Genomic DNA, 22,732 nt, shown 5'->3' with positions numbered 1-22,732 from the left:
CCGTCCGTGCACCGCAATAAGGCGGGCGCATTGCTGCGCCCGCCTGCTGCGGTTCGGATGTGAGTGGTGGTCTTATTCGGTTGGAACGGTTGCCGGGGCTGTGCTGTCTGGCACGCCTTCGAGCACGGCTGGCGCATCTGTTGGCGTCGCGCTGTCTGTACTGCTGCCGCTGCCCGCGTAGATCGCATAAAGGACGACCGCCGCGATAAAGGCCGCGGCAAGGATAAGGCCCACGCTGCTGCCGCTGCTTTTGGATGTGGTGTAGTCAACCATGATGATGCCTCCTTTTGGGATGGCTCCATCTTGGATTGTGTGGCGTCAAAAGCGATATCGGCAAAAATCCCCTGCCGATTTCGGCGGCTATCAGGCGAAAGCGACCAATCGGGTCGGCCAAAACCAGCCGTTTCACTCTCCGACAGTGCCGCTGATAGTTTCTCCGACCGCATCAAGCAGGTTTTCCGTGCCAGAGACAGACAGCCCGGTGCTGCCGCTTTCGACGTCGTAGTTGCTTTCGGCAAGGAAAAGAAACGCGACGAAGCCGCCGACGATGGCAACAACGCCACCGATGAAGAGATATCCGTGCAGGCGGGAATAGCGCGGCGCGCGCGGGTAGCGTGTTGTGTGATCAGACATGTGGCAGCATCCTGATAGATTTGATCTATCAAGCCAACGCCGCCATCGTCTGTCCGGTTCCGCGCAATCATCAGTGTGCGACCCCTGCCGCCACGCTTTCGTCGATGAATTTGCCTTCGCGGAAGCGGAACATGCTGAATTCATCGGTCAGTGGTGATTGGCCTTTTGCCATCAGTTCGGCCATCGCCCAGCCCGACCCCGGTGTCGCCTTGAACCCGCCAGTGCCCCAGCCGCAGTTCACAAAGATGCCGTCGATGGGTGTTTTGGACAGGATCGGTGAGCGGTCGCCAGTGACGTCCACGATGCCGCCCCATTGGCGCAGCATTTTCAGACGCGCGATCATCGGGAAGGTTTCGACCAAAGCGCGGACAGTTTCCTCGATGTGGTGAAAGCTGCCGCGCTGCGTGTAGTTGTTGAACCCGTCAGTGCCGCCGCCGATCACCATCTCGCCTTTGTCGGACTGCGAAAGGTAGCCGTGCACGGTGTTGGCCATCACAACGATGTCCATCGCGGGTTTGATCGGCTCAGACACCAGCGCCTGCAGCGCCACGGATTCCATCGGCAGACGGAAGCCTGCTTTTTCAGCCAGAACTGATGAGTGACCGGCCACAACCATACCCAGCTTGTCGCAATCAATCGGGCCTTTGGTGGTGTCGACGCCAACGACCTTGCCACCTTCGGTGCGGACCGCCTGAACCTCACATTGCTGGATCACATCCATGCCCATATCGGTGCAGGCGCGAGCATAGCCCCACGCGACAGCGTCGTGACGCGCTGTGCCGCCGCGTGCCTGCCAGAGGCCGCCCAAGACAGGGTAGCGCGGGCCGTCGATATTCATGATCGGGCAAAGCTCTTTCACGCGGGCGGGTTCAATCCATTCGGTCGTGACACCTTGGAGCGAGTTCGCGTGCGCCGTGCGCTTGTAGCCGCGGATTTCGTGCTGGGTCTGCGCCAACATGATCACGCCGCGCGGGCTGAACATGACATTATAGTTCAAATCCTGCGACATCGTCTCGTAAAGCGAGCGGGACTTTTCATAAAGCGCAGCAGACGGGTCTTGCAGGTAGTTGGAGCGAATGATCGTTGTGTTGCGGCCCGTGTTACCGCCGCCCAGCCAGCCTTTTTCGATGATCGCCACATTCGTGATGCCGAAATTCTTGCCCAGAAAATACGCCGTGGCCAGACCGTGACCGCCCGCGCCCACGATAATCACATCGTACTTTTTCTTCGGCTCGGGATTGCCCCATGTGCGGCCCCATCCCGAATGCTGACGCATGGCCTCGCGGGCGATGGCAAAGGCGGAAAAGCGTTTCTGGGCCATGGCGAATCCCGTTCCTACACTGATGGTTGGCTGTCACGTTATTGGACCCGCGCCGGATATAAGAGGATACTCACGGCGACAATCCTTTTCCCTTTTACGACATGCGGTCTAACGCCGCTGTGAGCGCCCCTTTTGTTTGCCACAAATCCGGCATACCTAGGGCGGGATCAAAGGAAGCGGACTATGCTGTTCTGGACAATTTGTGGGATACTGACGCTGCTTGTTGCGCTTGTCGTGGCCGGACCAATGCTGCGCAAACCGACCCCTGCGACATCTGAAAGTGATGTGGCTTTCTACAAGGCTCAACTGGCCGAGGTGGACCGCGATGTTGCGCGTGATCTGCTGGCCCCTGATGAGGCCGAGGCTGCACGCACCGAGATCGCCCGCCGCCTTTTGGCCAGCCAGAGGACCGATGCAGTTGATGGTGATGCAGGGCGTGGTCGCGCCGGCGCGGTTTTTGCCGCCGGCACAGTGATCGTGCTGTCGCTTGTGACCTACCAGCAGCTTGGCGCGCCCAGCTATCCCGATCTGCCGCTTGGGCTGCGGTTGGCAAATAGCGACGAGGCCCGCGCGAACCGCCCGTCACAGGCGCAAGCAGAGGCCGCGGCCCCTGCCCCTCCTGCCGTGGATGCGGCCGAAGAATATCTGAGAACCGTGCAGCAGTTGCGCCAGATCGTGCCGCAGCGCCCTGATGATCTGCAAGGATGGGTTTTGCTTGCCCAGCACGAGGCTGCCCTGAACAACTTTGCCGCAGCAGCACAAGCACAGGCCCGTGTTGTGGCGCTCAAAGGTGATGAGGCGACCCTGTCAGACCAGATGGTGCAGGTCGATATGATGGTCGCCGCCGCCAACGGCTTTGTATCTCCCGAAGCCGAGGATCTGATCCGCGGGATTCTGGCAGTGGACGAGGCCAACATACCGGCGCGCTATTATCTGGGATCGCTTTACAACCAAACAGACCGGCCCGATATCGCCTTCCGCATCTGGCGCGATATTGTTGAGAACGGACCGTCGGACCTGTTCCACGTGGCCTTTGCCCGCGAACAGATCGAAGATGCCGCCTTCCGCGCGGGCACTGACTACGCATTGCCGGAACAAACCGGTCCGAGTGCCGCCGACGTAGCCAACATGCAGGATTTGCCGCCCGAGGATCAGCAGCAGATGATTGCTGGCATGGTTGAAGGGCTGGCCGACAGACTGGCCGAGCAAGGCGGCCCACCCGCCGATTGGGCGCGATTGATCACGGCTTACGGCGTTCTGGGTCAGACCGACACGGCCCGCGCCATCTGGACTGAAGCCCGCGACGTGTTTGGCGCATCGCCCACGGCACTTGCCACGATTGACGCTGCCGCCGAACGTGCGGGGCTCAGCGAATGATTTGCCCCGATGCCATATCCTTCGCGGATGCCATTCCGCAGCTGGGGTCTTTGGCGGGTCTTGATCTTGGGACCGTTACGATCGGCGTTGCGGTGTCGGATGGTTTGCGCACGGCCGCCAGTCCGGTTGAGACGATCAAACGGCGCAAATTTGGTCTTGATGCCGCCCGCCTGCTTGAGATTTTCGCGCAGCGCGATGTCGCGGGCGTCGTGCTGGGCCTGCCGATGAACATGGACGGATCAGAAGGGCCGCGCTGTCAGGCGACGCGCAGTTTCGCCCGCAATCTGGAACGGTTGACGCCACTGCCAATCACGTTCTGGGACGAACGCCTGTCGACTGTTGCCGCCGAACGCGTGCTGATTGAGGCGGATACGTCACGCAAACGTCGCGCCGAGGTCATTGATCGGGTCGCCGCGAGTTATATTCTGCAAGGCATGCTGGACCGGCTGACACATCTGAAAGCAAACCCGTGACCAAACCTGACCCCACTGATCGCATCTGGAAGCGGGCCGAGATCGAAAGCCCCTGCATCAAGATTTGCGTGATTGAACCCAAAAGCCGTCTTTGCACAGGTTGCCTGCGCACGATCGACGAAATTGGCGCGTGGTCACGGATGACGCCCGAAGTCCGGTCAGAGGTGATGGCAGAGCTGGAAAGCCGCCGGTCGCAACTGACCAAACGGCGCGGTGGTCGTGCAGGGCGGCTGGGAACCTAGCGGGGAAACACGAAGCACTTGTCGCGGCGGATCATGATCCACAGCGGCGTGCCCGGCTTTGGCAAAAACACGGACGGGATGACCGCACGGAGCACTGATCCGTCGAAATCCATCGTAAATTCGACAAGGCTTTCCGATCCCATGAAACGCGCGCGGCGCACGATACCGCGGGCGGGTGTGCCCTCGGCGATTGTCGGGTTCGGGCCGCGCCCACCGCGATCAAAGTCGATCTTGAGGTGCTGCGGGCGGATCACAATCTCGACCGCCGTGCCATCTGGCTGACCTGGGGCCAGAAACTGGCCAAAGGGGGTTTCAGTCAGCGCCCCGTGAACAGTGCCGTTGATCACATTGATATCACTAAAGAAAGCGGCGGCCTGCCGATCAACAGGTGCGTTGTAGATATTGTATGGCGCGCCCTGCTGCACGATCCGGCCATCACGCATAAGCGCAATTTCGTCAGCCATGCGCATCGCTTCGCCCGGCTCGTGCGTGACCAGCAGGACGGCAGTGCCTTCGTCCTTGAGCACCTCAAGCGTTTCATCGCGGATATCATCGCGCAGGCGGTCATCAAGGCCCGAGAACGGCTCGTCCATCAGCATCACTTTGGGCCGTGGCGCAAGCGCGCGGGCAAGCGCAACACGTTGCTGTTCGCCACCAGAGAGTTCGTGGGGATAGCGATCAATATGGCGAGCCATACCAACACGATCCAGCAGCGCCTTGATCCGGCTGGTTTTCTCGGCTGCCTTTCCTTTCAGACCAAAGCCCACGTTTTGCGCCACGCTTAGGTGCGGGAAAAGCGCAAAATCCTGAAACATCAGGCCGATGGACCGATCTTCTGGCGGGGTGTGATGCACGGTGTCGCAGATCATCTTGCCATCAAGAAAAATCTCGCCGCTGTCTTGCATATCAACGCCTGCAACCATGCGCAGCGTCGTGGATTTGCCGCAACCGGATGGGCCAAGCAGGCACGTCACCTGCCCCGGCATCACGCGCAGGCTCACATCATCGACGACCTGCCGCCCGGCAAAGCTCCGCGACAGGTTTTTGATTTCCAGACGGGGGGCGGTCATGCAGGCAGGCTATCCCTGAGTGATTTGATAGGGTTTGTCACGCGTCCCTAGCAACCCCAGCTGCGATGGGCAAGGTCAAGACAGATCAAACGCCTGCGATGCCCTGATGCGCCCGTTGACTTGCAGGTGGATACGGTGCGCGCCGGGATAGAGACGGAATGTGGTCGCATCATCCTTGAAGTGGTGTTGCTTGGTCAGATGCAGTGCCTGTCCGGCTTTGGTCTGCGTCACCTTCAGCTTGAACACCTTGGGGGCTGTGCGGCCGTTAGCTTTGACGTAATCGACGATGTAATCCACGATCAGAGGCGCATCGTCGGGCGTGATCAGCGTCGCTGAGACCGCAACTTTGTCACCCCGCGCCGGGGTCACAGTGGCAAGTCCGAAATCCGCAATCTTAACGGCAACATCCGGATCATATCCAAGATGGGCCATTGCACCCGCGTGCCCCGCCTTAATCAGGCCGCGCAGCGCGTGGCGTGCGATCCAATCAAGCTCCTTGCTGTTTTGCCGCCCGTCCCTGCGCCATTTATCCAGCTGCGCCACGGCCAGATCGGGGTCGATCTTGCTGATGTCGTTGAGGTGATTGGCCACCGACCGCGTGACGTAGCGCGTGGGATCAGCGTGCAGCATGTCCAGAACAGGCAGCGTGTCGGCGGGCTGTAGCCCAATACCCTGCCCCCACGGCAGTCGCGGGCGCGTGCCTTCGCTGGCCAAACGACGCACGTGGTAATTGTCGCTTTGCGCCCACTGCGTGGCGCGGGTCATGGTGCGCGTTGCATCGGCATTCAGAAATGCGCGCAAGGAAAACTCCATCGAAAATCGCTGCGTGATGTCGTGCAACAGATCGAGCGACAGATCAAAGTCATGCGCGAGGCCGTGGTTTTCCACGTAGACGCCAAGTGGCGCATAGATGAAATGACCAAAGTCATCATCCTGAGCCAATGGATCAAGCGGCGGTGGAAGCGCCTTGCGCATGGCAAGAGCAGCCTGCGGAAAGTTGTTTGGCAAGTGATCGGCCAAGACCTCGGCAATCATGGCGATCCGCGCTTTCAGCTCGAGCGGGGCAAGCCGCGCCATAACGTCATCAACAAACGGATCACTGGCAAAAACACCTGCCGCGTCAAACAGCCCGCCTAAATGGCGGACCGTTTGCGCGTTAAACAGATCGTCCTTGAGGCTATAGCCCGCAGCCACCCGTTAGATCGTGGCGTTGATCGCGCCGCCATCCAGCACGATGTTCTGACCAACCATGAAGCCCGCGTGCTGCGAACACATGAACGCACATGTGCTGCCGAACTCTTCCGCCGTGCCGTAGCGCCGCGCCGGAATCGTGGCCTTGCGCTGCTGGGTTGCCTGATCAACGCTGATGTCCTGCGCCTTGGCCACCCCGTTATCAAGCATGACCGCCCGATCTGTCGCGTGGATACCAGGCAAGAGGTTGTTGATCGTCACACCCTTCTCGGCCACCTGACGGGCGGTGCCTGCGACGAAACCGGTCAAACCTGCGCGGGCCGTGTTGGACAGGCCCAACTGCGGGATCGGTGCTTTGACAGAGCCAGACGTGATATTCACGATCCGGCCCCAGCCGTTTTCCATCATACCCGGCAACATCGCCTGCATCAGCGCGATAGGTGTCAGCATGTTGGCGTCCATGGCATTGATGAAATCATCACGGCCCCAGTCTTTCCACAGCCCCGGTGGCGGGCCGCCCGCGTTTGTAACCAGAATGTCCACCTGACCGGCGGCATCCAGCACCTTGGCGCGTCCCTCGGGGCTGGTGATATCTGCGGCCACAGCGGTGACTTTCACGCCATGGGCATCGCGCAATTCCTGTGCAGTCGCCTCAAGCGCATCTGCGCCGCGTGCGTTCAGGATCAGATCGACACCTGCCGCTGCAAGTGCCGCTGCACATCCCTTGCCCAAACCTTTTGACGATGCGCAAACCAGCGCTGTCTTACCTTTGATGCCCAGATCCATCTGTTTCATTCCTTTTGAGTGATTTGCAGGCAAGCTGCCACAGCACGGCATGGGTGGCAATCGGGCAAGCGCCGTTGCAAGCGTTGACCCTTATGCTGCGAAACCTTAGGTAAGGCGCAATTGCGTCACAGCCCACAAATCAGGCCCACTTGATGTCCGACATGCCCGCTCCGATCCAGACCGTCGCGGTCTATCCCACGCGCGCTTTTTGCGTGACCGAAGGCGTGGCCGAGGGCGAGGCGCTTTCCTTTGCGGACGAGCTGGTGATGGATGATATTTACCAGCTTGATGCGGGCGCGGAACGCGGGCGGCTTTCGCTGGCGATGGACGACGATACAGGCCTTTTTGCTGTGGCCGCCGACAGTGGTTTGGGCCACGCGGGCAACACGGTTGTTCTGGACTGCTGCGTGACGCTGATGGCACCCGACAGCACGACCTACGAGGCGCTTGTGCTGGTCGAGGTGGAAAGCGATGGTGTCGAGGATATCTTTTTGCTGCCGCTTGCCACGTTGCAACCCAAGACCGATTACAGGCTTGTGGGCGTTGACCGCCACACGGCCACAACCCGATTTGCCGAGGTGGCTTGCGTATCGTTCACACGTGGCACCCATATCACCATGGCATCGGGGCAGCAGACCCCGATCGAAGACCTGAGCGTTGGTGACAAGGTCCTGACACGCGATGACGGCCCGCAGATTGTGCGCTGGATCGGCCAGACGACCCTGCGCGCCGTGGGCGATTTTGCCCCGGTGGTGATCAGCAAGGGTGCCTTGCACAATGAAAACGATCTGGTTGTCAGCCCTGACCACCGGCTCTTTGTTTATCAGCGACAAGACAGGCTTGGTGCGGGACGATCTGAGGTGTTGGTGAAGGTGCGCCACCTGATCAACGGCGATACCGTTTATCAGCAGGACGGCGGTTTTGTCGATTATTTCCAGCTTTTGTTCGACGATCACCAGATCATTTATGCCGAGGGGATCGCAGCGGAATCCCTGCTGATTGACCCGCGCACGCGTGGAGCGTTGCCTGTCGACGAACATGGCCAGCGTCCGGGGGGTGCGGACGGGCATGCGCATCGCCCGCATCTGGATTACGAAGTGCAGGAGACATTGCTGAGCAATCCTGATGCTGTTGAATTGCTGCGCAAAGCGTCATCCAACTAAAAGGTTGCGCTGTGCGATGCACATCGCCGGGGGGCGCGGCTACGCCGCGCGGTTTGAGTATTATTGGCAAAATGATGCGAGAGTGCGCGTCAGGGGGCACGGCCCGCCTGATAGCTGCCGCTGAGCGGGCTTTCGACGCTGTTGTTGAGCACCGATCCTACGATGCGCCCGCTGATGGCGTCCTGGGAGGTGCCACGAAAGCTGCCGTCAAAGGTGCCGAAGACCAGATAGTTTTCCGATGCCTCCTTCAGCGTGCCGGACAGCGTGCCTGTGATCGCCGGTCGGGTGTCGCCCGCTGTGCGGTCAATTTCACCAAGGCTGAAAAAGATGCGCCCATTGTAGCCGGAAAATCCGTCGGCGTGGCCAGTGACCTGCGCGTCCCCGCCGCCAAAATCCACATCAAGTGCCAGCGGTGATGTCGCGGTTTGCAACGCGCCGCCAGCGGGCGCAAAATCAAGTGATATTTCGCCCGCGTAGTCAAAGCGCCCCGACACTGGCAGATCGGTGGGATCGACAAGATCAATGTCAGGCACGGGCCTTTGGTTTGTATCCGGGGGCGGCTCTGCGGTGCTATCAACGGCGCTGCCGGAGCTGCCACCGCAGGCAGCCAGCAAGAGAAACAACGGGATCAGAAAATGGTATTGCATGATCCCCCGGATGATGGGGGATCAGGGTTAACAAAGCTTTAATAGCTGCGCGCAAGCAAGGGCGAGCAGGATCAGTCGTCTTCAAGAATATAAGCAAAGACCGCGTTATCTGTCGCACCGCCGATGGCCGCGTCAAAATCCGCTTCGCCAAATCCAATGATTAACTCACCATCCTCAAAAACTGTGCCATCAAGGTCCCCGTTACTGTAAACACCGTTGACAAGACCCGTTCCGGTTAGCGTCCCCGACAGGTTTCCCGAAATATCAATTGATCCGTCTGGCCGGGAGGCGTTGGCAGGTTCGCGCGTCAGGGTGCCGGTTGATACCAGTTCACCGGCGTATTCTTCACCGCTACGCCCGATAAATTCGTCCGCCACGGCAGAATAGGTCCCGCCTGCGGGGGTAAGCGATGCCGTGAACGAAAACAGTCCCAGTGCATCTACATCGGCCGGGGTGCGCAGCTGTCGCGGCGTGCCGCCGTCTGGCACAATCAACATACCGATGTAGCCGTCAAGCTCCGCGCTACCGCTGACCGGAAGGGCCATCGCGCTGGTATCCAGATCGGTATCCGAAATCTTATTGATACCGTTTGAACGAAAAGCCGCATAAGCGTCAGTCGCATAGCCCCCGAACGACGGCGAATTTGCGCCGCCGCAGGCCGTGAGCAAAACAATAGCTGTCGTGGCAGAACCAATCTTGTGCCCGAAGAAATTCATGGCAGTCTCCAATTTGTTAATAAATAATGGGCGAAATACTGCGCTGATTTGCGAAACCTGTCAAATCCGGGACCGCAGTGAAACGCAGGCAGCGGTTGCGCCGGAAGCGGGCTGAGGCTAGAGCATGCGCCATGACAAACCGCCCTGACCTGCCCCCCGAAATCGCCCGTCGCCGCACTTTTGCGATCATCTCGCACCCGGATGCGGGCAAGACGACGCTGACCGAGAAATTCCTGCTGTATGGTGGTGCGATCCAGATGGCCGGACAGGTGCGCGCCAAGGGTGAGGCGCGGCGCACGCGGTCGGACTTTATGCAGATGGAAAAGGATCGCGGAATCTCCGTTTCGGCGTCGGCGATGTCGTTCGATTTCGAGAAATACCGCTTCAATCTGGTGGACACGCCCGGTCACTCGGACTTTTCCGAGGATACCTATCGCACGCTGACGGCGGTGGATGCGGCCGTGATGGTGATCGACGGCGCGAAGGGTGTGGAAAGCCAGACGCAAAAGCTGTTTGAAGTGTGCCGCCTGCGCGATCTGCCGATCCTGACGTTCTGTAACAAGATGGACCGCGAAAGCCGCGATACGTTTGAAATTATTGACGAAATTCAGGAAAACCTTGCGATTGATGTGACGCCAGCGTCATGGCCGATTGGCGTTGGGCGAGAGTTTATCGGCTGTTATGATCTGTTGCAGGACAAGCTGGAGCTGATGGATCGCGCCGACCGCAACAAAGTGGCGGAAAGCGTGTCGATTTCGGGTCTCGATGATCCGAAGCTGGCGGAATTGGTGCCCGCGAACTTGCTTGAGACCTTCCTCGAAGAGATCGAGATGGCGAAGGAGCTTTTGCCGCCGCTTGACCCGCAGGCGCTGCTTGATGGCACGATGACGCCGATCTGGTTCGGCTCTGCGATGAACAGCTTTGGCGTGAAAGAACTGATGGACGGCATCGCGACCTACGGGCCCGAGCCGCAGGTGCAGACAGCGACCCCGCGCAACGTAGCGCCTGAAGAAAAGAAGGTGGCGGGCTTTGTGTTCAAGGTGCAAGCCAATATGGACCCCAAGCACCGTGACCGCGTGGCGTTCGTGCGTCTTGCGTCGGGGCATTTTGAACGCGGCATGAAGCTGACCCACGTGCGGTCCAAAAAGCAGATGGCGATTGCCAACCCTGTGCTGTTTCTGGCCGCCGACCGCGAACTGGCGGAAGAGGCCTGGGCCGGTGATATCATCGGTATCCCCAACCACGGACAGCTGCGCATCGGCGATACGCTGACCGAGGGCGAAGCGATCCGTGTGTCGGGTATTCCATCGTTCGCGCCTGAGCTTTTGCAAAACTGCCGCGCTGGTGACCCGATGAAAGCCAAGCACCTTGAAAAGGCGCTGATGCAGTTTGCCGAGGAAGGTGCCGCGAAGGTATTCAAACCGACCTTCGGATCGGGCTTTATCGTCGGCGTCGTGGGCGCGTTGCAATTCGAGGTGCTCGCCAGTCGGATCGAGATGGAATACGGCCTGCCTGTGCGCTTTGAGGGCTCGCAATTCACCTCCGCCCGTTGGGTGCAGGGTGACAAAGCCGCCGTGGACAAGTTCATCGCCGCCAACAAACAGCACATCGCAGAGGATAACGACGGCGACGTGGTCTATCTGACCCGCCTGCAATGGGACATTGACCGCGTAACCCGCGACTATCCCGATGTAACGCTGACGGCGACGAAAGAGATGATGGTTTAGAGGTTCCCATGAGCCCAAAAGTCATCGAGTCTTCAAGCTTTTCAGATTTTATCAATCAGGTTTGTTCCGTCACGCCAAAGACTCATCCACCTGGCAGAGCTACGGCAGACGCGCGAGAGTTTTGGATACTGCAAAGAGCCATAAGCAACATCATCGAAGAGACTTCATCAAGAAAATGGCGGCTAATTCATCAGGACAAACCAGATTTTCTGCTTGAAATTGATGAAGCTTTGGTCGGGATTGAAGTGACTGAAGCAGTACCACAATCCTTGGCGCAGTTCATGAGCTTTGAAAATGAACAGATCTACGCTCCAATGAAGTTTTGGCGAGAGCAGAGTGGTGCAAAACGCGATAGAATCCGGCAAATGGCTGCCGAAAGCCTGAAAGAAGCAGGAATAGGTAGTGATGAATCCGAACGACTATTGTCGGAGCTGATTTGCAAACGGATAGCCGATAAGACAAAGAAACTTGAAGATGGAGCTATCAAAAAGTACACGAAAAACCATTTGGTAATATACGATAGGGGTTCGCCAGCAGGGACGAAACTTGATCGTGTTGTGAGTTTAATTCTCAAGAACCCAAAACTCGTAAGTACTTTTGATCAAGTTGTGCTGGTTAGCGATGGGTCATGCGTCAACCTCAGGTATCAGAATTGATGCCCCTCCAAAATCGCGTCCTTCCTACTGGTGAAATCACCGCGATCCCTGCGCGCGGTACGCTGACGGGCAATCGCGGGATTATCCATCGCGGCGACAAGACGCTGGGCACATCGCGCTGGTCGCATCATGCGTGGATTTGCTGCACGCTTAATTGGCAGGGGCGCAAGCGCGAGGTCATGACAGGACGCAACTGGACGGAACTGTTCTTTCTGGATGAAGCGGTGGCCTTGGCGGCGGGGCACAGGCCCTGCGGATATTGCAGAAGGACGGCCTACGCCGCCTACCGTGACGCTTGGGCGGTTGCGACAGGTACAACGCCAAAGGCTGGCGATATTGATGCGGCTCTTCATCCTGCACGGGTGACGCGCCATCGGCAGAAGGTGACGTATCAGGCGCCGCTTTCCCAACTGCCTGATGGCGCGTTTGTGCAATGGGCGGACACGCCGCATCTGGTTCAGGCGTCCCGCCTGTTGCCCTACACGCCGGGCGGATACGGCTCACCTATTGTTGCGCAAATGGACACGGTTGTTTCCGTTTTGACACCAAAGCCAAGTGTTGCCGTCCTGTCCGCCGGGTATACGCCGCAGGTTCACCCAAGCGCCGCTGCGGCAAAAACCTGATTTCCTTGACGTTTCATTCACTTGTCGCTAGATGCAGCCATGTCGAACGCGCCGACAATATGGTCGGGCGGGCCGCGCAGTTTATGCGGCCATGAGTGCCGCAAAACTGAAAGGGCCACATGACAAAATTTACCGACCTGAACCTCGACAAGAAGGTTCTGAAAGCCATCGCCGAAACCGGCTATGACACCCCCACCCCAATTCAAGCGGGCGCGATTGCACCCGCGCTGGAAGGCAAAGACGTTTTGGGCATCGCCCAGACCGGCACAGGTAAAACCGCCGCCTTCACGCTGCCGATGATCACCCTGCTGGGCCGTGGTCGTGCGCGGGCACGGATGCCACGCTCGCTGGTGCTGGCCCCCACACGGGAACTGGCCGCGCAGGTTGCTGAAAACTTCGATGCCTACGCCAAATACACCAAGCTGACCAAAGCGCTGCTGATCGGTGGTGTTTCGTTCAAGGAGCAAGACCTGCTAATCGACAAAGGCGTGGATGTTCTGATCGCCACCCCCGGGCGCCTGCTCGACCATTTCTCGCGCGGCAAGCTGATCCTGTCTGACGTCAAGATCATGGTCGTGGACGAGGCGGACCGCATGCTCGACATGGGATTCATCCCCGACATCGAGGAAATCTTCAAGAAAACGCCGTTCACGCGCCAGACGCTGTTCTTCTCGGCCACAATGGCCCCAGAGATTGAGCGGATCACCAACACGTTCCTCTCCGCTCCCGTGAAGATCGAGGTGGCACGCGCCGCGACGACATCCGAGAACATCAAGCAGGGCGTCGTGATGTTCAAAGCGTCGCGCAAGGATCGCGAAGGCACCGAAAAGCGCAAGCTGTTGCGCGCTCTGATTGAGGCTGAAGGCGAGGCTTGCACCAACGCGATCATCTTCTGTAACCGCAAGTCCGACGTGGATATCGTTGCGAAATCGCTGAAGAAATACGGCATGGACGCGGCCCCGATCCACGGTGATCTGGACCAGTCACACCGCACGAAAACGCTGGACCAGTTCCGCGACGGATCGTTGAAGTTCCTTGTGGCCTCCGACGTGGCCGCGCGCGGATTGGATATTCCGGCGGTGTCCCATGTGTTCAACTTTGACGTACCAAGCCACGCCGAAGATTACGTGCACCGGATCGGTCGCACAGGTCGTGCGGGCCGCAAGGGTGCCGCGATCATGATCTGCAATCCGCGCGACGAAAAGAACTTCGAAGACGTGGAACGCCTTGTGAAGATGGAAGTGCCGCGTCTGGATAACCCGCTCGACAACCGCCCTGCCCCAACGGGTCAGCAGGACGATGATGGCTCCAAAGTCGAGGACAAGCCCAAGCGCAGCCGGTCCCGGTCGCGCAAACCGCGTGAAGATCAGGCCGATGCCAAGACAGAGCAACCCGTTGCCGAAGCCAAGCCGAAGAACGACAAGCCCGAAGGCGAAAAGCCGCAACGTGGCCGTGGTCGCGGACGTGGTAAGCAAGATGGTGAAAAGCAAGACGCAAAAGCGGATGATGCGCCAAAGCAAGACGAGCGCCAGCAGCAACCACGCAATCACGACAATAACCGCGACAACAATCGCGGGCGTGGTGGTCGTGGACGCGGTGGAAACGACAACAAGGTTGTAGGCCTTGGCGATGATACGCCGGCCTTCATCGCGCTCAGCTTCGCGGAACGTCCGAAAGGCTAGCGCACCGCTCTCGCATCATTTTGCCCAAAGTACTCAAAAAAGGGGGGCGCCGCAGGCGCCCCCCTTCTCGCGACCGCGACAGCGGGCGCAAAACATCCATGCATCAAGACAGCCGTGACACAATCACCATAACTTCGGGCTTTTTGCCAATTTCGGATTGCGCAGTACGGCGAGCGATCTGCTTCAGCTCTTTCTCCAGCGCCACATCATCGCGCAAGGTCTTAGGCTTGGCGCGGTTCACGAATTGGCTCAGGTCTTCTTCGATCGCCTCGACCAGTGACGCATTGCTACGCCCTGTTTCCGCCAGACCCGACAGTTCGACCCACGGATCACCCAGTGGTTCATCCTGTTCGTCAATGATCAGCGTCACCACGATCTGCCCGTTCAGCGCCATGCGGATACGGTCGCGCACGATGCCGTCAAACTGGCCAACCTGCACAGAGCCGTCCAGATAGGTACGGCCCGTTTCGATGTATTCGGCCACGGTTGGTTGATTGCCCGACAGATCAATCATCATGCCGTTCACAGCCACAACGCCCGTCAGACCACGCTCGTTTCCCAGCTTCACGTGCTCGCGCAGGTGACGATGTTCGCCGTGCATCGGGATCAGGATCTGCGGCTTCGTGATCTCGTGCAACGTGATCAGATCGGGGCGGTTTGCGTGACCGGACACGTGGTATTTGCCACCCGCATCGTCAATCACATCCACACCCAGTTCAGAGAACATGTTCATGATGCGGATCACGCCGCGTTCGTTGCCGGGTATGGTTTTCGACGAAAACAGGAACGTGTCGCCCTCTTTCATCGACAGGCCCAGATACTTGCCCTGCGCCAGTTGTGCAGAGGCCGCACGGCGTTCGCCCTGGCTGCCGGTCACCAGCAGCATCAGGCTTTCGCGTGGCACATTCAGCGCGTCCTCTGGGCTGATGGTGGGCGGGAAATCGGTCAACAGGCCGGTTTCCTTGGCCGCTTCCGTCATGCGCTGCATCGAACGGCCAAGCAAACAGACAGACCGCCCTGCCTCGACAGCCGCCTGCGCAAGCGTCCGCAGGCGCGCGATGTTCGAGGCGAATGTTGTTGCCACGACCATACCGTCAGCCGCACGCATCATATCCGCAATCGCGGGGCCGATGGTGGACTCAGACCGTCCAGGCTCCATCGAGAACACGTTGGTGGAATCGCAGACCAACGCCTTCACGCCGTCCTTTGAAACCTCTTCCCAAAGCGCGTGGTTGAACGGATCGCCAACACCCGGAGTCAGGTCGATCTTGAAATCGCCGGAGTGCAGGATGCGCCCCTCGGGCGTGTCGATCATCAGACCGGCGCTTTCGGGGATCGAGTGCGAAATGGGCAGGTAGGACACTTTCAAAGCGCCACAATCAATCACCTGCGGATAGACATCCACGACCGTCACCACGTTTTCGGGGTGACCATGTTCCTGCAACTTGCGCCGCGCGATGTTTGCGGTGAAGGGACGCGCGTAAACTGGCGCGCCAAGGTCTTCCCAGAAGTGGCCGATCGCGCCTACGTGATCTTCATGCGCGTGGGTGATAAAGATCCCCTCGATATCGGCTTTGCGCTTCACCAGCCAGTCGATGTCGGGCAGGATCAGGTCAACGCCGGGTGTCGTATCCATATCGGGGAATGTCACACCAAGATCGACCACGATCAATTTCTCTTTGCCGGGTGCGCCATATCCATAGACATAGGCGTTCATCCCGATCTCGCCCGCGCCACCCAGTGGCAGATAGATCAGGCGATCATTTTGTTTCTTACGGCTCATCAGAGCTCCTTGTTATAGCGGTGGATGACGGTCAGACCGTGCATCGTCAAATCATCTTCAAAGGCATCAAATAGGGCTTCGGCCTGCTGGAACAACGGGGCAAGGCCACCGGTTGAAACAACTCGCATCGCGACGCCGCGTTCTGCCTTGATCCGCGCGCATATCTCACGGACCAGCCCGATGTAACCCCAAAAGACGCCAGACTGCATGCAGGCAACCGTATTGGTGCCGACAACCTGCTGGGGTTTGGAAATATCGACATGCGGCAAAGCGGCGGCGGCGTTGTGCAGCGCCTCAAGCGACAGGTTCACGCCGGGTGCGATGACGCCACCGACATAAGCGCCGTCATGGGCCACGACATCAAACGTGGTGGCCGTGCCGAAATCCACGACGATCAGATCGCCGCCATGGCGGTCGTATGCACCAGCGGTGTTCACCAGACGGTCCGGCCCGACCTGCGTGCCGATGTCCACGCGCGGATTGACGGGCAACGCGCAGTCAGCCTTGCCCACCACGATGGGGCGGCAGTTGAAATACCGGTCCGCAAAAACGCGCAGGTTAAACACGACGCGGGGCACGGTGGAGGACACGATGACCTCGGTGATGTCAGCCTCAATCTTTTGGAACTGCATGAGCGAGGTCAGCCAGACGTAATATTGGTCCGCCGTGCGCTGCCATTCAGTGGCCGTGCGCCAGCTTGCGACCCAGTCGTCGCCGTCCCAGATGGCAAAAACGGTATTGGTATTGCCGCAGTCGATGGCCAAAAGCATGATGCGTTCCTTACTTAGAAAAACACTTCGGCAGCAGGGATCACGCGCGGGCCCGCGCCAGTGATCAGCACCAAATTGCCGTCTGCGTCGATGGTATCAAAGGTGCCGGTGATCGTCTCGCGGCCCGTTTTGGCGGTAATCTCTTCGCCCAAGCGTGCGGCGTGGCGCAGCCAGTCTTCGCGAATACGCGCAAAACCCAGTTCGGCCAGTTTCGCCTCTTGCGTGGCGTAGCAACCGGCCAGCGTGGTGAGGAAGTCTTCCGGCGACACTTCTTTGCCGCCTTCCGCCACGACGCTGGTCGGCGGGAATGCTGCATCGGTCACGCCGTCTGGCACATGCTTGAGGTTCACGCCGATGCCAATCGAGAGCCAGTCGACAAATGGACCCCGCCCGCTGGATTCGAGCAAGATGCCAGCCACCTTCTTGCGGCGCAGCAACACGTCGTTGGGCCACTTCAGACCGAGCTTTGCCTGACTGACGTAAAGCGCCAAGGCAGCATTGAGCGCGTTGGCGGCAAGAAACGAATGACGGGCCGCGTCGGCGGCGGAAATCTCTGGCTTGCAGATCAGCGTGGCGTTGAGGTTGCCGGGAGGCACCTGCCACTTCTTGCCCCGCCTGCCCCGCGCATCTGTCTGATGACCCGCTAGGATCCACGTTGGCCGCTCGATCAGGCCGACACGGCGCGCCGCCTCGGCCATGGTGCTGTCGGTCTCGTCCAGAAAGACCCGGTCATAGCCCTCGGGCCACGCGCCAAAGTCTGGATCAGTTGACAAGCGTTGCCGCCGCAGCTTCGGCCCAAGGCTCCATCCCGAAGAGGTTGATCCCCGGCAGCCAGCCCAGTGCGATGATCGCAGCGGTGCCCACAGCGGCGACCCACAGGACAGGGTTGCTTTTCTTGTCCAGCCCGTCTGTATCTTCGCCAAAGTAGACGTAGTAGACGATGCGCAGATAGTAGAACGCGCCGATCACAGATGCGATCACACCAGCAACCGCCAGCCAGCCAAGGCCCGCGTCATAGGCCGCGCGCAGCACGTAGAACTTCCCGAAGAAGCCCAAGAGCGGCGGGACGCCAGCAAGGCTGAACATCATGATTAACACGACCAGCGCCATCAGCGGGTTTTGCTTGGAGTAGGATTGCAGGGACCGGATGTCTGTGACGGGGCGGCCATCCTTTTCCATCATCAGGATGAAAGCAAATGTGCCGATGTTCATTGTCACATAGATCACCATGTAGATCAGCATCGCCTGCACGCCGAACGCGGTGCCAGCGGCCAGACCCATCAGGGCAAAGCCCATGTGCGCGATGGACGAATAGGCCATCAGGCGTTTGATGTTGTTCTGGCCAATCGCGGCGATTGCGCCAAGGAACATGGACACGACCGACAGGAAGGCCACGATCTGCTGCCATTCGCCTGTGATGCCCCCGAATGCGTCATGCACCACACGGGCAAAGAGCGCCATCGCGGCAACCTTGGGGGCTGTGGCGAAGAAGGCTGTGACGGGTGTGGGCGACCCTTCGTAAACGTCTGGCGTCCACATGTGGAAAGGTGCGGCAGAAACCTTGAACGCGAAACCCGCGATCAGGAACACAAGACCGAACAACAGGCCCAGCGTGATGTCTGTCTGCACCGCCTCGATGATGCCGGAGAAAAGCGTGGTGCCAGCAAACCCGTAGGTCAGCGATGCGCCATAGAGCAGAAGGCCAGACGACAGCGCGCCAAGCACGAAATACTTCAGACCTGCTTCGGTCGATTTCACGCTGTCGCGGCGCAGAGAGGCCACGACGTAAAGCGCCAGCGATTGCAGTTCGAGGCCCATGTAAAGCGCCATCAGATCGCCTGCGGAGACCATAACCATCATGCCAACGACGGCCAGCGCGACCAGCAACGGATATTCGAAGCGCAGCAGGTCACGGCGCTGCATGTATTCCTGGCTCATCAACAGGACGGCAGCGGCGGATACAAGGATCACCGATTTGGAGAAGCGCGCAAAACCGTCGTCGACGAACATGCCGCCAAATGCCGCATGCGTGCCGTCGCCTGTGGCGATGATGAAGGCCAGCACGAGGAACACGCCTGACGTGATCCATGTCAGCAGCGGGGCCATGCCATCTTTGGTCGTATAGACAGCCACCAGCAAGGCTACCATCGCATAGACGGCCAGCAGAATTTCGGGCAGGACGATTTGAAGGTCAGCGGAAATCATGTCCGTTCCTTATTGCGAAGCAAGTTGATTGGCAGCCTCAAAGGCGGCCGTTGCAGTATCGTAGTTGGCGACCAGCGCAGTCACGCTTGGGCCAATGATGTCGAGGACCAGCGCAGGATAGACGCCCAGCAGCAGCGTCATCACAACCAGCGGCACGAAGATCGCACGCTCGCGGCCTGTCATATCCGTGATGGATTTCAGGCTTTCCTTGATCAGGTCACCCATGACCACGCGGCGGTAGAGCCACAGCGCGTAGGCTGCCGACAGGATCACACCGGATGTGGCGATAATCGCGACCCAGACGTTGACCTGGAAGATACCCATCAGCGTCAGGAATTCACCGATAAAGCCCGATGTGCCCGGCAGGCCCACATTGGCCATTGTGAAGAACAGGAAGATCAGCGCGTAGGCAGGCATCCGATTCACAAGACCACCGTAAGCGTCAATCTCGCGGGTGTGCATCCGGTCGTAGATCACGCCAACACACAGGAAGAGCGCGCCAGAGATGAAGCCGTGGGAGATCATCTGGAAGATCGCGCCGTCGATACCCTGCTGGTTCACCGCAAAGATACCCATGGTGACGTAACCCATGTGGGCGACGGATGAATAGGCGATCAGCTTTTTCATGTCGGCCTGCACGAGGGCAACCAGCGATGTGTAGACAATCGCAATCGCCGACAGCCAAAGGACCAGCGGCCCCATGACTTCGGAGCCAACGGGGAACATTGGCAGCGAGAAACGCAGGAAGCCGTAGCCGCCCATCTTCAACAGGATCGCGGCCAGCACAACAGAACCTGCGGTTGGCGCTTGGACGTGCGCGTCGGGCAGCCACGTGTGGACGGGCCACATCGGCATTTTCACTGCGAAGGATGCAAAGAACGCGATCCACATCAAGGTTTGCGCGCCGCCGATGATCTGGATACCCAAGAGCGAGAAGCTCTCTGATCCAAACTCGTGCGTCATCAGCGTCGGGATGTCGGTGGTGCCAGCGTCGTTGAACATAGCCACCATCGCCACCAGCATCAGGACGGACCCGAGGAAGGTGTAGAGGAAGAATTTGAACGATGCATAGATGCGGTTCGCCCCGCCCCAGATGCCGATGATCAGGAACATCGGAATGAGGCCCGCCTCAAAGAAGAGGTAGAACAGCACAAGGTCCAGCGCCATGAACACGCCCAGCATGAGCGTCTCAAGGAACAGGAATGCGATCATGTATTCCTTCACGCGGGTTTCGACCGACCAGCATGACGCAATGACAAGCGGCATCAGGAATGTGGTCAGCATCACAAACAGGATCGAAATCCCGTCGACACCCATTTTGTATTGCAGGCCCAAGAGCCAATCACGCTCTTCCACCAGCTGGAAATCGGTGTTTGCCGGATCAAACGCAGCCAGAATAAAGAGCGACACCACAAACGTGGCGACCGTCGCGGCCAGAGCCAGCCATTTGGCGTTGCGTTGTGCGGCCTCATCGTCGCCGCGCAAGAACACAGCCAGAATGACAGCACCCAGCAGCGGGATGAAGGTGGTAAGCGTCAGAAGGTTATCCATTAGTTGGCACCTCCGAACAGCGTGACCCATGTGAGAAGCACTGTAATCCCCAGAACCATCGCAAATGCGTAAGTGAACATGTAACCCGACTGCGCGCGGTTCGCGAGCCGTGTGAAGAACGGCACGATCCCCATAGCAAGACCGTTGATCCCGCCGTCAATCGTGTTGGTATCGCCCTGCTTCCAGAAGAAGCGGCCAATGGCCATGGCAGGACGCACGAAGATGAAATTGTACAGCTCGTCAAAATACCACTTGTTGAGCAGGAAGTTATAAAGCGGTGCCTGGTTGGCAGCCAGCTTGGCGGGCCAGTCGGGGCGACGAATATACATCTGGAACGCCAGACCAAAGCCAAGCAGCATCGCGATGAACGGCGACAGCTTGACCCAGACAGGCACATAGTGCGCATCGTGCAGGACGTGGTTGTCGGGTGCCTTGAAGATCGCGCCTTGCCCCGGTGTCTCGGGCCACTCGGCACCGTGATCGTCCGCAGCACCCTCTTCCGTCTCTTCAGCAGCAGCATAGGCTGGCGCGATCAGGTAGAACGTATTGGCCGTGTCTTCTGCTTCGTACTTCGTCTCGATCACGCCGAAGAACTCGCCCACATATTTGTCGGAGCCGAAGAACGGCTTGTAGAAATACATGCCCGAGAAGATCGCCCCGATGGCCAGCACAGCCAGCGGGATCAGCATGACATTGGGGCTTTCGTGCGCGTGTTCATGCGTGTGCTTGTCACCGCGTGGCGTGCCGTAGAACGTCAGGAACATCAGGCGCCAGCTGTAGAAGCTGGTCATCAGCGCGGCAATCACCAGCATCCAGAAGGCATAGCCTGCTTCGGCTGCATAAGCGCTTTCGATGATCGCGTCCTTGGACACAAAGCCCGCAAAGCCAACAGGGAAGCCGATATAAAGCAGCGGGATACCAACGCCTGTGATCGCCAACGTGCCGATCATCATGGCCCAGAATGTCTTGGGCAACTTGTGGCGCAGACCGCCGTAGTTCCGCATGTCCTGCTCGTGATGCATCCCGTGGATGACGGAACCAGCGCCAAGGAACAACATCGCCTTAAAGAACGCGTGTGTCAGCAGGTGGAACATGGCAACGGAGTAAACACCAACGCCAGCGGCCACGAACATGTAGCCCAACTGCGAACAGGTCGAATAGGCAATGACGCGCTTGATATCGTTCTGCACCAGACCCACGGTCGCGGCAAAAAACGCGGTGGAGGCACCAAGGAATACGATGAACTGCTTGGCCTCTGGCGCATATTCGAACACAGGGCTCATGCGGCAGACAAGGAAAACACCGGCGGTCACCATGGTGGCGGCGTGGATCAGGGCGGACACTGGTGTCGGGCCTTCCATCGCGTCCGGCAGCCATGTGTGCAGGATCAACTGCGCCGATTTACCCATCGCGCCGATGAACAGCAGGATACCGATCAGGTTGGCGGCATTGAACTCAAGCCCGACGAACCCCATCGTCTGCTCGGCCAAGTCAGGTGCGGCGGCAAAGATATCGTCAAACTTGATGCTGTCGGTCAGCATGAACAGCGCGAAAATACCCAGCGCAAAGCCGAAGTCACCCACGCGGTTGACCACAAAGGCCTTGATCGCGGCGGCGTTAGCGGACGGTTTTTTGTAGTAGAAACCGATCAAAAGGTAGGACGCGACGCCAACCCCTTCCCAGCCAAAGAACATCTGCACAAGGTTGTCGGCTGTGACCAGCATCAACATCGCAAAGGTGAAGAACGACAGGTAGGCAAAGAAGCGGGCCTTGTAATGCTCACCCTCTTTGAAATTCTCGTCATGGGCCATGTAGCCGAAGGAATACAAGTGGACGAGAGCGGACACGGTGGTGATCACGATCAGCATCGTGGCCGTCAGGCGGTCCATGCGGATGGCCCAATCGGTGCTGAGCGACCCGCTTTCGATCCAGCGCAAGATCTGGATGCTTTCTGTCTGACCGTCAAAGGTCAGGAACACGATCCACGACAGGAAGGCGGCCAGAAACAGCAGGCCAGTGGTGACCCACTGTGCCGCGGTCTCACCGATAAACTTCCAGCCGAAGCCCGCGATGAGTGCACCAACAAGAGGGGCGAAAAGGATAATAGTTTCCATTG

22 protein-coding genes are annotated in these 22,732 nt (G+C 59.0%); 8 read left to right on the top strand and 14 right to left on the bottom strand.

Going from position 1 to position 22,732, the window contains the following annotated elements; all coding sequences use genetic code 11:
* Positions 1–72 precede the first annotated feature (72 nt).
* From V8J84_RS08560 to V8J84_RS08550, 3 genes are all read right to left on the bottom strand, one after another.
* A complete protein-coding gene (locus V8J84_RS08560; protein ID WP_339930053.1) occupies positions 73–273 on the bottom strand; it encodes a hypothetical protein in 201 nt (66 codons plus the stop codon).
* A gap of 132 nt (positions 274–405) precedes the next feature.
* Positions 406–633, bottom strand: a complete 228-nt coding sequence (locus V8J84_RS08555; protein ID WP_339930051.1) for a hypothetical protein — start codon at positions 631–633, stop codon at positions 406–408.
* A gap of 70 nt (positions 634–703) precedes the next feature.
* The gene (locus tag V8J84_RS08550) at positions 704–1,954 is read right to left on the bottom strand and encodes a sarcosine oxidase subunit beta family protein (protein WP_339930049.1); all 1,251 of its coding nucleotides are present in this window, start codon (positions 1,952–1,954) and stop codon (positions 704–706) included.
* A gap of 183 nt (positions 1,955–2,137) precedes the next feature.
* Here V8J84_RS08550 and ccmI point away from each other — a divergent pair, with 183 nt between their 5' ends.
* From ccmI to V8J84_RS08535, 3 genes are read left to right on the top strand one after another with little or no spacing between them, the layout of a single operon-like run.
* Positions 2,138–3,331 (top strand): c-type cytochrome biogenesis protein CcmI, encoded by a 1,194-nt coding sequence (ccmI, locus tag V8J84_RS08545; RefSeq protein ID WP_339930047.1) that lies wholly within the window; start codon positions 2,138–2,140, stop codon positions 3,329–3,331.
* On the top strand, positions 3,328–3,804 hold the full coding sequence (gene ruvX, locus V8J84_RS08540; RefSeq protein WP_339930045.1) for a Holliday junction resolvase RuvX: 477 nt from the start codon (positions 3,328–3,330) through the stop codon (positions 3,802–3,804). The genes ccmI and ruvX overlap by 4 nt, the downstream gene beginning before the upstream one ends.
* Positions 3,801–4,046 carry a DUF1289 domain-containing protein gene (locus V8J84_RS08535; protein WP_339930043.1) on the top strand — a complete coding sequence of 82 codons (246 nt, stop codon included), beginning with the start codon at positions 3,801–3,803 and terminating at the stop codon, positions 4,044–4,046. The genes ruvX and V8J84_RS08535 overlap by 4 nt, the downstream gene beginning before the upstream one ends.
* On the opposite strand, the gene V8J84_RS08530 is transcribed toward V8J84_RS08535, so the two are convergent.
* The 3 genes from V8J84_RS08530 to V8J84_RS08520 form a co-directional block, all read right to left on the bottom strand.
* Positions 4,043–5,116, bottom strand: a complete 1,074-nt coding sequence (locus V8J84_RS08530; RefSeq protein ID WP_339930041.1) for an ABC transporter ATP-binding protein — start codon at positions 5,114–5,116, stop codon at positions 4,043–4,045. The two genes, V8J84_RS08535 and V8J84_RS08530, sit on opposite strands and share 4 nt — an antisense overlap.
* A 75-nt stretch (positions 5,117–5,191) precedes the next feature.
* Positions 5,192–6,310 carry a DNA alkylation repair protein gene (locus V8J84_RS08525; RefSeq protein WP_339930039.1) on the bottom strand — a complete coding sequence of 373 codons (1,119 nt, stop codon included), beginning with the start codon at positions 6,308–6,310 and terminating at the stop codon, positions 5,192–5,194.
* Positions 6,311–6,313: 3 nt separating this feature from the next.
* A complete protein-coding gene (locus V8J84_RS08520) occupies positions 6,314–7,093 on the bottom strand; it encodes an SDR family oxidoreductase (protein WP_339930709.1) in 780 nt (259 codons plus the stop codon).
* A 152-nt stretch (positions 7,094–7,245) separates the two neighbouring features.
* Here V8J84_RS08520 and V8J84_RS08515 point away from each other — a divergent pair, with 152 nt between their 5' ends.
* Complete coding sequence (locus tag V8J84_RS08515) at positions 7,246–8,256, top strand: Hint domain-containing protein (protein ID WP_339930037.1); 1,011 nt, start codon at positions 7,246–7,248, stop codon at positions 8,254–8,256.
* 89 nt (positions 8,257–8,345) lie between these two features.
* On the opposite strand, the gene V8J84_RS08510 is transcribed toward V8J84_RS08515, so the two are convergent.
* Positions 8,346–8,903, bottom strand: coding sequence for a hypothetical protein (locus V8J84_RS08510; RefSeq protein WP_339930035.1), 558 nt, complete (start codon positions 8,901–8,903; stop codon positions 8,346–8,348).
* Positions 8,904–8,974: 71 nt separating this feature from the next.
* The gene (locus tag V8J84_RS08505; protein ID WP_339930033.1) at positions 8,975–9,619 is read right to left on the bottom strand and encodes a hypothetical protein; all 645 of its coding nucleotides are present in this window, start codon (positions 9,617–9,619) and stop codon (positions 8,975–8,977) included.
* Between the two features lie 131 nt (positions 9,620–9,750).
* On the opposite strand from V8J84_RS08505, the gene V8J84_RS08500 reads away from it, so the two are divergent.
* The 4 genes from V8J84_RS08500 to V8J84_RS08485 all read left to right on the top strand — a co-directional run bounded on the left by V8J84_RS08500 (position 9,751) and on the right by V8J84_RS08485 (position 14,307).
* The gene (locus V8J84_RS08500) at positions 9,751–11,346 is read left to right on the top strand and encodes a peptide chain release factor 3 (protein ID WP_339930031.1); all 1,596 of its coding nucleotides are present in this window, start codon (positions 9,751–9,753) and stop codon (positions 11,344–11,346) included.
* Positions 11,347–11,354: 8 nt separating this feature from the next.
* Positions 11,355–12,002 (top strand): hypothetical protein, encoded by a 648-nt coding sequence (locus V8J84_RS08495; protein ID WP_339930029.1) that lies wholly within the window; start codon positions 11,355–11,357, stop codon positions 12,000–12,002.
* The gene (locus V8J84_RS08490) at positions 12,002–12,625 is read left to right on the top strand and encodes a hypothetical protein (protein ID WP_339930027.1); all 624 of its coding nucleotides are present in this window, start codon (positions 12,002–12,004) and stop codon (positions 12,623–12,625) included. The genes V8J84_RS08495 and V8J84_RS08490 overlap by 1 nt, the downstream gene beginning before the upstream one ends.
* A gap of 119 nt (positions 12,626–12,744) precedes the next feature.
* Complete coding sequence (locus tag V8J84_RS08485) at positions 12,745–14,307, top strand: DEAD/DEAH box helicase (RefSeq protein WP_339930025.1); 1,563 nt, start codon at positions 12,745–12,747, stop codon at positions 14,305–14,307.
* A 103-nt stretch (positions 14,308–14,410) separates the two neighbouring features.
* Here the strand turns inward: V8J84_RS08485 and V8J84_RS08480 are convergent, their stop codons facing one another.
* The 6 genes from V8J84_RS08480 to nuoL are packed head-to-tail and all read right to left on the bottom strand — an operon-like array spanning position 14,411 to position 22,730.
* The gene (locus tag V8J84_RS08480; protein ID WP_339930023.1) at positions 14,411–16,090 is read right to left on the bottom strand and encodes a ribonuclease J; all 1,680 of its coding nucleotides are present in this window, start codon (positions 16,088–16,090) and stop codon (positions 14,411–14,413) included.
* Positions 16,090–16,860 (bottom strand): type III pantothenate kinase, encoded by a 771-nt coding sequence (locus tag V8J84_RS08475; RefSeq protein ID WP_339930021.1) that lies wholly within the window; start codon positions 16,858–16,860, stop codon positions 16,090–16,092. Before V8J84_RS08475 ends, V8J84_RS08480 begins: the two co-directional genes overlap by 1 nt.
* 14 nt (positions 16,861–16,874) lie before the next feature.
* Positions 16,875–17,633: a biotin--[acetyl-CoA-carboxylase] ligase gene (locus V8J84_RS08470; RefSeq protein WP_339930019.1), complete on the bottom strand. Its 759-nt coding sequence runs from the start codon at positions 17,631–17,633 to the stop codon at positions 16,875–16,877.
* Positions 17,623–19,065, bottom strand: coding sequence for an NADH-quinone oxidoreductase subunit NuoN (gene nuoN, locus V8J84_RS08465; RefSeq protein WP_339930017.1), 1,443 nt, complete (start codon positions 19,063–19,065; stop codon positions 17,623–17,625). Before nuoN ends, V8J84_RS08470 begins: the two co-directional genes overlap by 11 nt.
* 9 nt (positions 19,066–19,074) lie before the next feature.
* On the bottom strand, positions 19,075–20,616 hold the full coding sequence (locus V8J84_RS08460; RefSeq protein WP_339930015.1) for an NADH-quinone oxidoreductase subunit M: 1,542 nt from the start codon (positions 20,614–20,616) through the stop codon (positions 19,075–19,077).
* Complete coding sequence (gene nuoL / locus V8J84_RS08455) at positions 20,616–22,730, bottom strand: NADH-quinone oxidoreductase subunit L (protein WP_339930013.1); 2,115 nt, start codon at positions 22,728–22,730, stop codon at positions 20,616–20,618. Before nuoL ends, V8J84_RS08460 begins: the two co-directional genes overlap by 1 nt.
* Positions 22,731–22,732 lie beyond the last annotated feature (2 nt).

This window comes from Yoonia sp. 208BN28-4 (assembly GCF_037543925.1).
Lineage (GTDB): Bacteria > Pseudomonadota > Alphaproteobacteria > Rhodobacterales > Rhodobacteraceae > Yoonia.
The sequence above is the reverse complement of the archived record's forward strand: the minus strand, read 5'-3'. Positions and strand labels throughout refer to the sequence as shown.